This is a genomic window from Rhodococcus indonesiensis (assembly GCF_047782815.1).
Lineage (GTDB): Bacteria > Actinomycetota > Actinomycetes > Mycobacteriales > Mycobacteriaceae > Rhodococcus > Rhodococcus indonesiensis.
Genome location: NZ_CP180630.1, coordinates 669,537 through 684,271, shown reverse-complemented (window position 1 = coordinate 684,271; position 14,735 = coordinate 669,537). Strand labels below are relative to the sequence as shown.

Below are 14,735 nucleotides of genomic sequence, written 5' to 3'. Positions count from 1 at the left end.
ATACCGTCCCGCTCGATTCCCGGCCGTGATGTCCCGCTGGATCCTTCCGGGTCCGGTCAGGAGTCACCGCCCTCAGCCCCGCGTCAGCACCAGTCCCGACGTCGGCACCCCGGTGCCCGCGGTGACCAGTACGTTCTCCACGTCGGGGACCTGATTGACGGAGGTGCCGCGGAGCTGACGCACCCCCTCGGCGATGCCGTTCATCCCGTGGATGTACGCCTCACCGAGCTGGCCGCCGTGGGTGTTGAGCGGCAGCCGGCCGCCGAGCTCGATCGCGCCGTCGGCGACGAAGTCCTTCGCCTCGCCGGGCGCGCAGAAGCCGAGTTCCTCGAGCTGCATGAGCACGTACGGGGTGAAGTGGTCGTAGAGCACGGCCGTCTGTACGTCCTGCGGGCTCAAGCCGGACTGTTCCCACAACTGGCGGCCGACGACACCCATCTCGGGCAGCCCCGTCAGCCCGTCCCGGTAGTAGCTGGCCATGATGTACTGGTCCGGTCCGCTGCCCTGCGCGGCGGCCGCCACCACGGCCGGCGGCTGCGGCAGGTCCCGGGCCCGTTCGGTGGTGGTGACGACGAGTGCGACACCACCGTCGGACTCCTGACAGCAGTCGAGCAGGTGCAGCGGTTCCGCGATCCACCGCGAATTCTGGTGATCCTCGAGGGTGATCGGCTTGCCGTGGAAGAAGGCCTGCGGGTTCGTCGCGGCGTGCCTGCGCGCGGCGACGGCGACCTGCCCGAAGTCCGCACTGGTGGTGCCGGTGACGTGCATGTAGCGCCGGGCCGCCATCGCCACGAACGACGCCGGAGTACTCAGACCGTGCGGATAGGAGAAGGCGTAGTCGGTGCCGGAGGAATTGACCTGTCTGGACAGCGCGGTGTCGACCTGGCCGTACCGCGCACCGGAGCGTTCGTTGAACGCCCGGTACACCACCACGACCTCCGCGACCCCCGTGGCGACGGCCATGGCCGCCTGCTGCACGGTGGCACAGGCCGCGCCGCCGCCGTAGTGGACGCGGGAGAAGAATTTCAGGCTCGGGATGCCCACCGCACGGGCGACGGCGATCTCGGTGTTGGTGTCCATCGTGAAGGAGGTCAGGCCGTCGACGTCGGCAGGGCGCAGTCCGGCGTCGGCCAGCGCCGCCCGCACCGCCTCCGCGGCCAGGCGCAGTTCGCTGCGGCCGGAGTCCTTGGAGAAGTCGGTGGCACCGATGCCGACGACGGCAGCACGACGGGACAGTTCGCTCATGCGGAGGCTCCGATCACGAGGACGGCCTTCGCGGTGACGTGATCGCCCAGACCGTTCTTTCCGACGACGTCGACGGTGAGGCGCCCGTCGTCCTCGACGGCGGCGACGGTTCCGGTCAGCGTGAGCGAGTCGTACGCGTACCAGGGCACCCCCAGCCGCAACGAGATCGATTTCAGCACCGCGCGCGGGCCCGCCCAGTCGGTGATGTACCGCTGCACCAGTCCGGTATCGGTGAGGATGTTGACGAAGATGTCGTTCGATCCGCGCTGCTGTGCCTTGTCGCGGTCGTGGTGCACATCTTGGAAGTCCCTGGTGGCCAACGCAGTCGAGACGACGAATGTCGGGTCGGCCCGGATCGTCAACGGCGGCAGGGTTTGTCCGACCGTTGCCACGTTCATTCGCGCTCCTCGCTCGGCTGCCAGGCGTACAGGGTCCAGGGGGCACCGCCGGTGTCGTCGTCGCCCGGGAAATCGAGAAAGACCGCCTCGACGGGCATCCCGACGCGCACGTCGCCGGGGTCCACGCCACGCAGTTCGCCGAGCATCCGGACGCCCTCGGCGAGTTCGACGAGGGCGACGACGAACGGCACCGTCCGGCCCGGCACCTTCGGCGCGTGGTGCACCACGTAGCTGAAGACGGTGCCCCGGCCGGACGCGACGACGTATTCCGTCGTCTCGTCCTTGTCGAGCCACAGGGCCGGCACGGGTGGGTGTTGCAGCGTGCCGTCGGGGCGCCGCTGGATCCGTAGTTCGTGCGCGGCGACACCGTCCCAGAAGAACCGGGTGTCCTGCGACGCGGACGGCCGCAGCATGCGACCGGGGTCGAGATCCTCCGGAACCGTGGGGGCCGAATGTGACATCGGTTCGATCGAACCGACGGAATGTGACATTCGGTCGGTAGCGCGGGAGGGGGGCGCGAATTTCAGGATGCGGAAGAGCATTTCGGCGACCACCTCGTCGCCGACCTTCCACACGCTGCGGGTGGTGAAGAACCAGCCCTCGCCGAGGCCGGTCTTCTTCGGTCCGGCGAGATCCTCGAGGGTGGACTCGATCGTCACCTCCTCCCCGTGGCGCAGATAGCGGTGGTAGACCTGGTCGCAGTTCGTGGCGACGACCGACGTGTAGCCCGCCTCGTCGAGCATCTCCGTCATCCGGCGGAGCGGATCGTCCTCCTCGCGCTTGGCGCCGAGGCCCCGCATGGTCCACACCTGTGCCATCGCCGGTGGCGCGACGGCGCCGTCGTGGCCGGCCGCGATCGCGGCGGCGTCGTCCGTGTAGATCGGGTTCTCGTCGCCGATCGCCTCGAGCCAGTTGCGAATCAGCGGCAGGTTCACCGGGTCCCGGCCCGCGCGGGGTTTGGAGGGGCCGTCCGCGCGGATGCGTTCGGCGGCCGCGCGGATCTCGTCGTGGGGATCCGGCACGCCGGTGCTCATCGACACGTCCTCCTTCACCGCGGAACCCTGGGCATGGCCAGGCCCGCCGTCGCGATCAGCTCGCGCATCACCTCGTTGACACCGCCGCCGAAGGTGATCACCAGGTTCCGCTTGACCTGCATGTCGAGCCAGCGCAGCAGATCCGCGGTCGCCGGGTCGCCCGGGTCCCCGAATCGGCCGACGATCTCCTCCGCGAGCCGGCCCGCGCGCTGGATACGTTCGGTGGCGAACACTTTGGTGGCCGACGCGTCCGCGATGTCGACTGCCTCGGATCGGCTCGCGGCGACCTGCCAGTTGAGCAGTTCGTTGAGCCGGAACGTCGCATGGATCTCGCCGAGCGCGCGCCGCACGTCGGGCTCGCCGAGCAGGTCCCGGGAACGGGCCCAGGCGGACAACCGATCGTAGAGTCCGCCCACGCGACCGGCGGGGCCGAGCATGACGCGTTCGTGGTTGAGCTGGGTGGTGATCAGTCGCCAGCCCTTGTTCTCCTCGCCGACGAGCATCTCGGCCGGGACGCGCACGTCGCTGTAGTAGGTGGCGTTGACGTGATGCGCACCGTCGCAGGTGATGATGGGCGTCCAGCCGAAGCCGGGATCCTTGGTGTCCACGATGAGGATCGAGATACCGCGATGCCGCGAGTCGGCGCTGCCGGTGCGTACCGCGAGCCAGATGTAGTCGGCGTCGTGGCCGCCGGTAGTGAAGATCTTCTGCCCGTTCACCACGTAGTGGTCGCCGTCGCGCACGGCCGTGGTGCGCAGCGCCGCGAGATCGGTTCCGGCGTCGGGCTCGGAGTAGCCGATCGCGAAATGCACCTCCCCGGCGAGGATGGCGGGCAGGAACTTCCGCTTCTGTTCCTCGGTCCCGTAGACCTGCAGGGTCGGTCCGACGGTCTGCAGGGTCACGCTGGGCAGCGGCACGTCGGCGCGCACGGCCTCGTTGACGAAGATCTGCTGCTCGACCTCACCGAAGCCGCGGCCGCCGAATTCGACGGGCCAGCCGACACCGAGCCAGCCGTCCTTGCCCATCCGGCGCACGACCTCCCGGTAGGTGGGTCCGTGACGCTCGGTGCGCATGACCGCGGCTTCCTCGGGCGAGATCAGGTCGGCGAAGTACCGTCGAAGTTCCGCCTGCAGCGCGCGCTGCTCGTCGGTCAGATCGATGAACACCGGGCCCCCACGAGGTCTAGTCGGTACGAGGCGCCGCCGAGCAGGCGCGCCAAGTCCTTTGCGGTCGAGGAATAGCGGTGCAGCGGGTACGTCTCGTCCACACCGAGACCGCCGTGCAAGTGGTGCAGCACGCCCATCGCGGGCGGCAGCTCCGTTGCGATCCAGTACGCGGCGACGTCGAGGTCGTCGTCCGCGGCGGTGCTGCGGGCGTCCTGCGCGACGCGCCAGGCCGCGGCGAGTGCCGCGACGTGCAGGGTGCGGGAGGTGACGTAGACGTCGGCGATCTGCTGGGCCACCGCCTGGAACGTCGCGAGCGGCCTGCCGAACTGATGCCGGGTACTCACGTGCTGTGCGGTGAGTCGCGTTGCCCCCGAGAGCAGTCCGTCCGCGTAGGTACCCACCGCGGCGAGCGCCAGACGGTACAGGACGGCGACGTCGGCGGCCGGGTCGGCGCCGTCGCCGAGGCGCAGGCCCGGCGCGGAGTCGAGCCGCACCGAGAACTCGGGGGAACGGGCCGACGACGGGCTCTCGGTGAGGGTGACGCCCGGCGCCGTGGGTTCGACGGCGATCACGCCGGCGGCGGTGGGCACCAGGATCCGTCGCGCCGTCGCCGCGTACGGGACGCCGACGAAGTGCCCGGTGACGGTGTGGCGGGCACCGTCGGGCACCGCCGAGGCGGCGGGGGACGCCGGGAAGGCGCGGCCGGCCTCGGCGAGCGCGGCGGTGAGGACGGCGCCGGCACCGATGCCCGCGAGCAGTTCGTCCTGCTGCGCCTCGGTGGCGAGGGTCCGGACGGGCAGCACGCCGAAGCCCAGGGTCGTCAGGGCCGGCACGGGTGCGGCGCCACGCCCGATCTCGGTGAGCAGAGCGGTGACCTCGGCGACGCCGAGATCGTCACCGCCGAGCCGCGCGGGCAGGGCGAGGGAGAGCAGGTCGGCGTCGGCGAGGGCACGCCACAGTTCGTCCGGGCCCAGGTCGCGGGCCAGCAGGCCCACCGCGACCTCGGCCACAGCCTCCTGCGTGTCGTCACGAGCGAAGTCCACGAATCCACCTTCGATTAGAACGTGTTCTAGTTGTATCACCTCGGCGCGGCACGTGGAAGTACCGGTCAGCCGCGCGGCAGACCCAGCAGGCGCTCCGCCGCGAGGGTGAGCAGGATCTGCTCGGTGCCCCCGGCGATCGTCAGGCAACGCGTGTTGAGGAACTCGCGCGTCAGCGGCCCCTCGACCCAGCCGGCCTCGCCGGCGAGATCCATCGCGAGTTCCGCGGTGTCCTGACGCTGCCGCACGCCGATCAGCTTGCGCACGCTCGACGCCGGACCGGGATCCTGACCGTCGAGCTGCGCAAGGGTGGTCCGCAGCTCGAGGAGCGAACCGGCTGTGGCCTCGGCGACGAGCCCGCCGATCCGGTCCTCGGCCACCGGGTCGCCGGGCGCCACCAGGTCCAGCAGTTGCTCGACCGCCTTCCCGAGCGAGGACCCGCCGCTCATCGCGACCCGTTCGTTGGCGAGCGTGGTGCGCGCGAGCCGCCACCCGCCGCCGAGCGGACCGACGACGCACTCGTCGGGAACGAACACGCCGTCGAGGAACACCTCGTTGAAGAGTGCGTCGCCGGTGATCTCCCGGAGCGGCGAGACGGTGATGCCTGCGGACTTCATGTCGACGAGGAAGTAGGTGATGCCCTTGTGTTTCGGGGCCTCACGATCGGTGCGGGCCAGGCAGATCGCCCAGTCCGCCTCCTGCGCGAGCGACGTCCACACCTTCTGCCCCTGCAGGCGCCAGCCACCGTCGACCCGTTCCGCGGTGGTGCGCAGCGACGCCAGGTCGGATCCTGCGCCGGGCTCGGAGAACAGCTGGCACCAGACGATCTCCCCGCGCAGGGTCGGTGCGGCGAAACGTTCGATCTGCTCGGCGGTGCCGTGCTCAAGGATGGTGGGCACAGCCCACCACCCGATGACCAGGTCGGGCCGCTCCACCCCGGCGGCCGCGAGTTCCTCCTCGATGAGGATCTGCTGCGCGGCGTGTGCGCCCCGTCCGTACGGCGGCGGCCAGTGCGGGGCCAGGAGCCCGGCCTCGGCGAGCGCGGCCCGCCGTTGCGGTCCGGGCCGATCGAGATGCTGTGCGATCTCGGCGCGGATACGCGCGCGTTCGTCGTCGAAGGCACTCAGATCGACGGTGAGGTGCCGACGCGCCCCCGAGCGGGCGAGACCGGCGACCCGGGCCCGCCAGGCGGCGGAGCCGCCGAGCAGCTGACGGGTGGCGACGGCGCGGCGCAGGTACAGGTGGGCGTCGTGCTCCCACGTGAAGCCGATGCCGCCGAGCACCTGGATGGCATCCTTGGCGTTCTGCACGGCGGCGTCGAGAGCCACGGCAGCGGCGACGGCCGCGGCCAGTGGCAGTTCGTGCGGCGCCGCGTCGGCCGCCACGGCGGCGTCCCAGGCCGTCGCCCGGATCTTCTCGGTGCGGCACAGCATCTCGGCGCACAGGTGCTTGACCGCCTGGAAGGAGCCGATGGGTCTTCCGAACTGTTCGCGGATCCCGGCGTACTCCACGGCCGTGGTCAGGGCCCACCCGGCGACCCCGGACAGTTCGACCGCGGCGAGGGTGGCGGCGAGGTCGCGGACCAGACCGGCCGGAACGGAGACGACGCGGTCGGACGTGACGGCGACGCGGGTGAGCCGCACTCGTGCGAGGGCCCGGGACTTGTCGAGGGTGTCGAGCGGTTCGAGGCTCAGCCCGGGGGCGTCCGCATCGAGCAGCGCCCAGCGTTCGGTTCCGTCGTCGGCGCCGATACGGGCGAGGACCGCGACCCCGGGCTCGCCGCCGATCACCGGTCCCGCATCGCCGTCGAGGTCGTACCCGCCCTCCCGCGCGGTGGCGTTGAGCGCACCGTCCAGTGCGACCGCGGAAGGCAGGGCGCCCTCGGCGAGCAGCTCCGCCCACTTGACGCCGTCGGAGCCGGCGGCCCGGCCGAAGACGAGGGCGGCCAGGGCGGTGGGCAGCACCGGCCCGGTCGCGAGGTGGTACGCAGCCTCTTCGAGCATCGTCGCCAGGTCGACGACGGTGGCGTCGGCGCCGCCCGCCGCCTCGGGCACGGCGACGGCGAAGATCCCCAGTTCGGCGAGCGACGCCCACCCCGGCTGCCACATTCCGGCCGGGTGGTCACGTAGGTTCTGGATCGGCGGCGTGGCGCGCGCCCAGGATCGGACCGAGGCCTGGGCGGCCAGCTGTTCGTCGGTGGTGGCGATGCTCACAGCGGGTTTCCGCCTTTCGGGAATGACACAATGCCTAGAACGTGTTCTAATATGACAGCCGGTTCAGAGTCAAGGCAGAGGAAGACATCTCGATGACGACATCGTCGCGCTCGCGTTCCACCGGCAGCGGAACTCTCACCGCCCTCACCGAGGACGATCTCAGTTCCAACGCCCAGAAGGAACGCCGCAAGCGGATACTCGACGCCACCCTGGCGCTCGCGTCCAAGGGCGGGTACGAGGCCGTGCAGATGCGCTCCGTCGCCGAGAAGGCCGACGTGGCAGTCGGCACCCTGTACCGGTACTTCCCGTCGAAAGTGCATCTGCTCGTCTCCGCCCTCGGTCGCGAGTTCGCACGCATCGAAGGCAAGGGCAAGATCCCGCCCGGTCACACGCCCCTCGAGCGGATGCAGCTCATCCTGAGTCTGATCACGAAGGCCATGCAGCGCGACCCGCTGCTCACCGAGGCCATGACCCGGGCGTTCATGTTCGCCGACGCCTCTGCTGCTGCCGAGGTCGATCAGGTCGGCCTGCTCATGGACCGGCTGTTCGCCCGCGCGATGAACGAGGGCGAGCCCACCGAGGAGGAGCTCGCGATCGCCCGCGTCATCAGCGACGTGTGGCTGTCGAACCTCGTGGCGTGGCTGACGCGGCGTTCGTCCGCGACCGACGTCGCGCGGCGGCTGGAGCTGACCGTCGAGCTGCTGCTCGGCGACGGATCCCACCGTCCCGCCTCGATTCCGGTCCAGGAAGGCTGACCTGCGCCGCGAGACGCAGAATGTAACAGGAAACACGTCCCGAACCGGACATGGGAGACGACGCCGGCGGCCCGATCACCTACCTTTGAGTGAGTGAGCGCCCAAGACCTCCCGATCGACCTGCGCCGTGCCCTCGTCGCGCTGGCGCGGACCCCGCGACTCCTCGTGGCCTCCGACTACGACGGAACCGTCGCGCCGATCGTCTCGGATCCGGACAAGGCGTTCCCGAACGCCGAGTCGGTCCGCGCCCTGCGCGCGCTCGCCGGGCTGCCGTCCACGGCTGCAGCCGTGATCTCCGGCCGGGCCCTGAAGGATCTCGCCGCCCTCTCCCGCCTGCCCGCCGAGGTGCAGCTCGTCGGCAGCCACGGCTCGGAGTTCGACATCGGCTTCGTCCACGCCATCGACAGCGATGCCAGGCAGCTGCTGCGCGACATCGTCGCCGAGCTCGAGGTGATCGCCGCCCGCTACGACGGCGTGCACGTCGAGTCCAAGCCGGCGAGTGCCGCGCTGCACGTGCGCAACGCCGATCCGGGGGACGCCGAGCAGGCACTGTCGCTGGTCCGCGGTGATCTCGCCCGGCACCCGGGTGTGCAGGTCACCGAGGGCAAGGCCGTCATCGAACTGGCGGTCGTGCCCACCGACAAAGGCCACGCACTGGACATCATCCGCCATCAGGAGTCGGCGAGCGCCGCGGTCTTCTTCGGCGACGACGTGACGGACGAGAAGGCCTTCGCGTCCCTCCACGGCCCGGACGTGGGGGTCAAGGTCGGCGACGGCGAGACCGCCGCGCAGTACCGGATCGGCACGGTCGAGGACGTCGCGGCCGCGCTCGCGTTCCTGCTCGAGCAGCGCCGCACCTGGCTCTCGGGGGCGGCGGCCTGCCCGATCGAGCGGCTGACGATGCTGGCGAGCCCGCGCGCGAAGGCCCTGCTGACCCCGGACGGCACGGTGACGTGGCTGTGCCATCCCGAGCCGGACTCCGCCGCGGTGTTCGCGCACCTGCTCGGCGGCGAACCCGCCGGGCACTTCACCATCGGGCCGAGCCGTGAGGCCCTGCCCCTGAGCCAGCGCTACATCGACGGCACCATGACCGTGGTGACCCGCTGGGCGAGTCTCGCGGTGATCGACTACCTGCCGCACGACGTCGAACCGGGGCGCACCGACCTGACCCGCGTCATCACCGGCAAGGCCCGGGCGGTGGTGACGTTCGCCCCGCGCCCCGAGTTCGGACAGGGCCAGGTCGGGCTCGAGCCCGTGGCGGACGGCCTGCGGATACTGGGCTTCAACGAGCCGTACGTGCTGCGCTCCCCCGGCGTCGAGTGGAACATCACCACCGACGGCGCCCATCAGACCGCGCATGCCGTCGTCGACCCGTCGGACGGCGACATCATCCTCGAATTCCGTTGTGGCACAGATGATATCGGACCGCACCCGGTCGCCGAGGTGCAGCGGCGCGCCTCCGCGGAGGAGTACTGGTGGAAGTGGGCGGCGGGTCTGGACCTGCCGCCGCTCAAACGGGACCTGATGAAGCGGTCGGCACTGACCCTGCGCGGTCTCGTGCACGCACCCACGGGATCCATCATGGCGGCCGCGACCACGTCGCTGCCCGAGGAGATCGGCGGCGTCCGTAACTGGGACTACCGCTACTGCTGGCTGCGCGATGCCGCGCTGACCGCGCACGCGCTGGTGAGCGTCGGATCGCTCGCCGAGGCGGACGCCTATCTGGACTGGGTGCACCGAGTGCTCGAGACCGTTCCGGGCCCCGAGCGCCTGCACCCGCTGTACACGCTGGCGGGCGGTGCCCTGCCACCCGAGGCGGTCATCGACACGCTGCCCGGTTACGCGGGCTCCCGGCCCGTCCGGGTCGGCAACGCCGCGAGTCAGCAGGTCCAGCTCGACGTGTTCGGTCCGATCGTGGATCTGATCTCGGCGCTGGCGCACCGCCGTGAGGAGCGTGGCGTCCCGCACGATCAGGCGCTCACCGACCGGGACTGGGAACTGGTGTGCGCCATGGTCACTGCCGTGGAGTGCCGCTGGTTCGAACCCGACCACGGCATCTGGGAGATCCGCGACAACCCGCGCCACCACGTCTACTCGAAGGTCATGGGCTGGCTGACCGTGGACCGCGCGCTGACGCTGGCCGAGAACTTCGGGCGCCCCGCCGGCGCCGGCTGGGCCGGGCTGCGCACCGAGATCGCGGAGGAGGTGCTGGAGAAGGGCTGGAACGACGACGTGAGCTCCTACACCGCGGCCTACGACGGCACCGATCTCGACGCGGCGACACTGTTCATCGGCCTGTCCGGACTCATCGACCCCGACGACCCGCGATTCCACGCGACGGTCGTCGCGACGGAGGCGGAACTGCGCAGCGGTTCGACGGTGTACCGCTACCTGCACGACGACGGCCTCCCGGGCACCGAGGGCGGCTTCCACCTGTGCGCGGCGTGGCTGGTGGAGGCATATCTCCTCGTCGGTGCCCGTCCGCAGGCGGAGGCGCTGTTCGCGCAGCTCGTCGACGCGGCAGGGCCCACCGGCCTGCTCAGCGAGGAGTACGACCCCGTGGCAGAGCGGTCACTCGGCAACCACCCCCAGGCGTACAGCCACCTCGGGCTGTTGCGGTGCGCGCAGCTGCTGGCGGCACCTGCGGCGACGGACCGGACGCTGTCGGCCGTCGATCACTCGGCGTAGATCGACGTCTCGTCGTGCACGCCGGTGGTCTGGCCGATGAGCAGTTCCGTCGGGAGCGTCTCCACCGTCGCGACCCCGGAATGTGACGGTGCGGCCATGAGCAGGGCGCCGGTGCGTCTGCCCTTCTCCTCCTGAGGCTGGCGCACGGTGGTCACGCCCTCGCGCAGCGCCTCGCCGATCCCGTCGAAGCCGGTGATCGACAACTGTCCGGGTACCTCGAGACCGGCACTGCGCGCCCACGCCAGCGCGCCGAGCGCGAGCACGTCGGTCGTGCACATCAGGGCGGTGATCGCCGGGTCCGCCGCCAGCGCCTGCGCGGCACCGGAGGCGCCGTCCTCCGCGGTGTGCGCATAGCGTTCGACGACGGTGAGGCTCGCGGGGTCGATCCCCGCCGTCCGCAGGGCTTCCTGCACGCCGAGGATCCGCTCGTGCTGGACGTGGAAGCGGTCGGACTCGAACCGGGCGGTATCGACGACGCCGTCGCGGCGGTCACGGCCGAGACGCATGCACAGCACCCCGATCCGGTGGTGGCCCAGACCGATGAGGTGCTCGGCGAGCCCGCGCATCGCACCTCGGTCGTCGATGCCGACCAGCGGCGCGCTCGCGATGCCGCGGGGCTGGTCGCACACCACCAGGGGCAGGTTCCGTTCGAGGACCGCGGCGAGATACGGATCGTCGGACGGCACCGAATAGACGACGAAGCCGTCGACCGCGGCGCCGTGCACGACCTGCGCCGCCTCCTCCTCGTCGCGGTCCGGTCCGGCGGGAATGAGCAGCAGGCCCTCGCCGGCGGCCTCGCAGGACTCGGACAGGCCGGACAGGAAACTCATCGCGGCCGGATCCCGGAACGAGTAGCTCAGCGCTTCGGTGAGCAGCACGCCCACCGCCCCGGCCCGGCGGGTACGCAGCGACCGGGCCATCGGGTCCGGGCCGGCGTAGCCCCGGCGCTTGGCGACCTCGAGGATCTGCTCGCGAAGCTCGGCGGACAGCTGGTCCGGCCGGTTGTAGGCGTTGGAGACGGTGGTGCGGGAGATCTTCAGCTCGGCAGCAATCGACGCCAGGGTGGCCTGGGGACGCGGCTGACGAGACCTGGGCATGAACGGACGGTATCCGGTCGGCGCCGCGGCGACGAATCGGGCCGGATGGGCGCACACCCGGACATCCGCTAAAGTGGAACGGTAACGGTTTCCAATAAGGAGAACCGCGCCCCTCCCGGCCGTCCGGCCGAACGTGATCACAGGAGATGGAACAGTGCGACTGCCTCGCCGAATGCGCGCCGCCACCGCGACCGTGGGCCTGACCTGCGCCGCCGCGCTCACCCTCGCCGCGTGCGGCAGCGACTCGGGCGACGGGGCCACCGGATCCGGCGAGATCCGCGTCGTCGCCTCCACCAACGTGTGGGGTTCGGTCGCGCAGGCCGTCGCCGGCGACCGCATCGAGGTGCAGTCCCTGATCACCGAACCGTCCGCCGACCCGCACTCGTACGAAGCCAGCCCCGCCGACGCGGCTGCGATCAGCGACGCCTCGCTCGTCGTCTACAACGGCGGCGGCTACGACCAGTTCGTCGACGACATCCTCGACTCCACCGGAGCCGGCGCCGCTACGGTCGACGCCATGGCCCTGTTCGAGTCCGGTACCGGCAGTGATCTCGACGACGGCCACGACCACTCGGCGGGGAGCGCACCCGAGGACGAAACCCATGCGTCCGAAGAACACGAGGGCGAGACCCATGCGGCCGAGGAAGGCGACGCGCACGCCGGGCACGACCACAGCGGCGTCAACGAGCACGTCTGGTACGACCTGGCCGCCGCCGACGCCGTCGCCCATGCCGTCGCCGAACGGCTCGCCGAGCTGGATCCGGCCGGGGCCGACACCTACCGAGCCAACGCCGACGCGTTCCACTCGCAGCTGCACGAGGTCACCGACGTGACCGCCGCGATCGCCGCCGCCCACGCGAACACCCCCGTCGCGCAGACCGAATCCATCGGCCACTACCTCGTCACGTCCGCGAAGCTCGAGGACCGCACCCCCGCCGATTTCACGAACGCGATCGAGAACGGCACCGACCCGTCGCCCGCCGCGATCGCCGCGACCCGCCAGTTGCTGCTCGACAAGCAGGTCGACGTCCTGATCCACAACCCCCAGACCGAGGACAAGGTCAGCCGCGACATGCGGGCGACCGCGGACTCCGCGGGCATCCCCGTCGTCGAAGTCACCGAGACCCTGCCCGAGGGTGTGGACTACATTCAGTGGCAGAAGCAGACGGCCGAGGCGCTCTCCGCCGCCCTCGACGCCGCCCGCTGACCCTTCGAGCAGGGCAAGGACATCACTTCCGTGACCACACCGGCCGACGTCACCCCGGACGGCACCGCCACGGCACCGGGCGCGCCTGCGACGGCCCCCGGCCTCAGCGCCGCCGTCGAACTCCGCAACGCGGGCATGGCCTTCGGCGACCGTGTCCTGTGGCGGGATCTCGATCTCACCGTCGAGCCCGGCGAGTTCGTCGCGGTGCTCGGCCCCAACGGCGCGGGCAAGTCCACGCTGCTGAAGGTCCTGCTCGGCCAGCTCCCGCTCAGCGGCGGCACCGCCACGATCGCCGGCGTGCCCGCCCGCACGGGCAACTCGCACGTCGGCTACGTGCCGCAACAGAAGTCGCTCGACGAAGGTGTGCCGCTGCGCGGACGCGACCTCGTCGGGCTCGGCGTCGACGGCCACCGCTGGGGCACCGGCCTGCGCTACTGGAAGGCCCGCCGGGGCGCCGTCGACGCCGCGATCCGGCAGGTCGGCGCCGAGGCCTACGCGAACGCCCCGATCGGCTCCCTCTCCGGCGGCGAGCAGCAACGGCTGCGCATCGCGCAGGCACTCGTCGGCGACCCCCGGGTCATGCTCTGCGACGAACCGCTGCTCAGCCTGGACCTGGCCAATCAGCACCTCGTGTCGTCCCTCATCGACCGTCGCCGCCGCGAACACGGCACCGCCGTGCTGTTCGTCACCCACGAGATCAACCCGATCCTGCCGCTGGTGGACCGCGTGCTCTATCTCGTCGACGGACAGTTCCGCATCGGCACCCCGGCCGAGGTGATGACCTCCGAGGTGCTCTCCGAGCTGTACCGGACCGACGTCGAGGTCCTCGAGATCCGCGGCCGTCTCGTCGTCGTCGGCACCGGCGACGCCATCGACGCACTCGGCAGTGCCGGCGGACTACGCCCCGGGGAGGGCGTCCACCACGACCATCACGAGGATCAGCATTGAGCAGCAAGTTCACCGACGCGATGGGCCGGATGTTCGACGTGCAGGCCACCGTCGACCTGCTCCAGTACGACTTCGTACAGCAGGCACTGCTCGCCGGCGCGATCCTCGGCCTGCTCGCGGGCGTGATCGGGCCGCTGGTGATCAGCCGTCAGATGGCGTTCTCCGTGCACGGCACCTCCGAACTCTCCCTCACCGGTGCCGCCGCGGCCCTGATCGTCGGGGTCTCCGTCGGGCTCGGTGCGGTGGTCGGTGCCGTGGTGGCGGCCGTCCTCTTCGGCGTTCTCGGTACCCGAGCCCGCGAACGCGACTCGGTCATCGGCGTCGTCATGGCGTTCGGGCTCGGGCTGGCCGTGCTCCTGCTCTGGGCCTACGACGGCCGCACCGGCGCCGCGTTCTCCCTCCTCACCGGCCAGATCGTCGCGCCGGGCGGCACCGGCATCGCGTTGCTCGCCGCCTGCGCCGTCGGCGTCATCGGCACCATGCTGGTCATCTACCGGCCGCTGCTGTTCGCCAGCACCGACCCCGAGGTCGCCGCGGCACGCGGAGTGCCGGTGCGGGCGCTGTCCATCGTCTTCGCCGTTCTGGTCGGAATCACCGCCGCCCTCGGCGTGCAGATCGTCGGGGCGCTACTGGTGATGGCGCTGCTCATCACCCCGGCCGCCGCTGCGGCCCGCGTGGCGGGCGGCCCGCTGGCTGCGACGGTGCTGGCCGTACTCTTCGCGGAGGTCTCCGCGGTCGGCGGCATCCTGCTCGCCCTCGCACCGGGGGTGCCGGTCTCGGCGTTCATCACCGCCATCGCATTCGTCATCTACCTGGCGTGCCGCGGGATCGGCGCGGCACGGGCCCGGCGCGGCATCGGACGCGGGGAGGTCGCGCCGGCCCCGGCGACGGCCGCCGCCGTCACCACCTGAGTCCCGGGGTCCGGGGCCGTCCCGTACGCGGTG

The 14,735-nt window shown here is 71.2% G+C and carries 12 protein-coding genes; 5 read left to right on the top strand and 7 right to left on the bottom strand.

Annotation, left to right across the window (positions count from 1 at the left end; all coding sequences use genetic code 11):
* Window positions 1–72 precede the first annotated feature (72 nt).
* The 6 genes from ACM26Y_RS03240 to ACM26Y_RS03215 all read right to left on the bottom strand — a co-directional run bounded on the left by ACM26Y_RS03240 (window position 73) and on the right by ACM26Y_RS03215 (window position 7,096).
* A complete protein-coding gene (locus ACM26Y_RS03240) occupies window positions 73–1,245 on the bottom strand; it encodes a lipid-transfer protein (protein WP_416062623.1) in 1,173 nt (390 codons plus the stop codon).
* The gene (locus ACM26Y_RS03235; RefSeq protein WP_416062622.1) at window positions 1,242–1,643 is read right to left on the bottom strand and encodes a MaoC family dehydratase; all 402 of its coding nucleotides are present in this window, start codon (window positions 1,641–1,643) and stop codon (window positions 1,242–1,244) included. The genes ACM26Y_RS03240 and ACM26Y_RS03235 overlap by 4 nt, the downstream gene beginning before the upstream one ends.
* Window positions 1,640–2,677 carry a bifunctional MaoC family dehydratase N-terminal/OB-fold nucleic acid binding domain-containing protein gene (locus ACM26Y_RS03230; protein WP_416062621.1) on the bottom strand — a complete coding sequence of 346 codons (1,038 nt, stop codon included), beginning with the start codon at window positions 2,675–2,677 and terminating at the stop codon, window positions 1,640–1,642. Before ACM26Y_RS03230 ends, ACM26Y_RS03235 begins: the two co-directional genes overlap by 4 nt.
* Before the next feature lie 14 nt (window positions 2,678–2,691).
* A complete protein-coding gene (locus ACM26Y_RS03225; protein ID WP_003935938.1) occupies window positions 2,692–3,843 on the bottom strand; it encodes an acyl-CoA dehydrogenase family protein in 1,152 nt (383 codons plus the stop codon).
* On the bottom strand, window positions 3,828–4,886 hold the full coding sequence (locus ACM26Y_RS03220) for an acyl-CoA dehydrogenase family protein (RefSeq protein WP_416062620.1): 1,059 nt from the start codon (window positions 4,884–4,886) through the stop codon (window positions 3,828–3,830). The genes ACM26Y_RS03225 and ACM26Y_RS03220 overlap by 16 nt, the downstream gene beginning before the upstream one ends.
* Window positions 4,887–4,951: 65 nt before the next feature.
* Complete coding sequence (locus tag ACM26Y_RS03215) at window positions 4,952–7,096, bottom strand: acyl-CoA dehydrogenase (protein WP_416062619.1); 2,145 nt, start codon at window positions 7,094–7,096, stop codon at window positions 4,952–4,954.
* 92 nt (window positions 7,097–7,188) lie between these two features.
* Here ACM26Y_RS03215 and kstR point away from each other — a divergent pair, with 92 nt between their 5' ends.
* Together kstR and otsB are read left to right on the top strand one after the other, a co-directional pair.
* A complete protein-coding gene (gene kstR / locus ACM26Y_RS03210; RefSeq protein ID WP_003935941.1) occupies window positions 7,189–7,851 on the top strand; it encodes a cholesterol catabolism transcriptional regulator KstR in 663 nt (220 codons plus the stop codon).
* 93 nt (window positions 7,852–7,944) lie between these two features.
* Complete coding sequence (gene otsB, locus ACM26Y_RS03205; RefSeq protein WP_054371532.1) at window positions 7,945–10,539, top strand: trehalose-phosphatase; 2,595 nt, start codon at window positions 7,945–7,947, stop codon at window positions 10,537–10,539.
* Here the strand turns inward: otsB and ACM26Y_RS03200 are convergent.
* Window positions 10,527–11,636, bottom strand: a complete 1,110-nt coding sequence (locus ACM26Y_RS03200) for a LacI family DNA-binding transcriptional regulator (protein WP_289377136.1) — start codon at window positions 11,634–11,636, stop codon at window positions 10,527–10,529. The two genes, otsB and ACM26Y_RS03200, sit on opposite strands and share 13 nt — an antisense overlap.
* Window positions 11,637–11,790: 154 nt before the next feature.
* Here ACM26Y_RS03200 and ACM26Y_RS03195 point away from each other — a divergent pair, with 154 nt between their 5' ends.
* From ACM26Y_RS03195 to ACM26Y_RS03185, 3 genes are all read left to right on the top strand, one after another.
* On the top strand, window positions 11,791–12,843 hold the full coding sequence (locus tag ACM26Y_RS03195) for a metal ABC transporter solute-binding protein, Zn/Mn family (protein ID WP_416062618.1): 1,053 nt from the start codon (window positions 11,791–11,793) through the stop codon (window positions 12,841–12,843).
* Between the two features lie 135 nt (window positions 12,844–12,978).
* Window positions 12,979–13,791, top strand: a complete 813-nt coding sequence (locus ACM26Y_RS03190; RefSeq protein WP_052033949.1) for a metal ABC transporter ATP-binding protein — start codon at window positions 12,979–12,981, stop codon at window positions 13,789–13,791.
* Window positions 13,788–14,702, top strand: a complete 915-nt coding sequence (locus ACM26Y_RS03185) for a metal ABC transporter permease (protein ID WP_416062617.1) — start codon at window positions 13,788–13,790, stop codon at window positions 14,700–14,702. The genes ACM26Y_RS03190 and ACM26Y_RS03185 overlap by 4 nt, the downstream gene beginning before the upstream one ends.
* Window positions 14,703–14,735 lie beyond the last annotated feature (33 nt).

Coding starts and splice junctions, on each gene's coding strand:
- ACM26Y_RS03200 (WP_289377136.1), bottom strand. CDS start 11,636: ATGCCCAGGTCTCGTCAGCCGCGTCCCCAGGCCACCCTGGCGTCGATT.
- ACM26Y_RS03240 (WP_416062623.1), bottom strand. CDS start 1,245: ATGAGCGAACTGTCCCGTCGTGCTGCCGTCGTCGGCATCGGTGCCACC.
- kstR (WP_003935941.1), top strand. CDS start 7,189: ATGACGACATCGTCGCGCTCGCGTTCCACCGGCAGCGGAACTCTCACC.
- ACM26Y_RS03230 (WP_416062621.1), bottom strand. CDS start 2,677: ATGAGCACCGGCGTGCCGGATCCCCACGACGAGATCCGCGCGGCCGCC.
- ACM26Y_RS03190 (WP_052033949.1), top strand. CDS start 12,979: ATGGCCTTCGGCGACCGTGTCCTGTGGCGGGATCTCGATCTCACCGTC.
- ACM26Y_RS03235 (WP_416062622.1), bottom strand. CDS start 1,643: ATGAACGTGGCAACGGTCGGACAAACCCTGCCGCCGTTGACGATCCGG.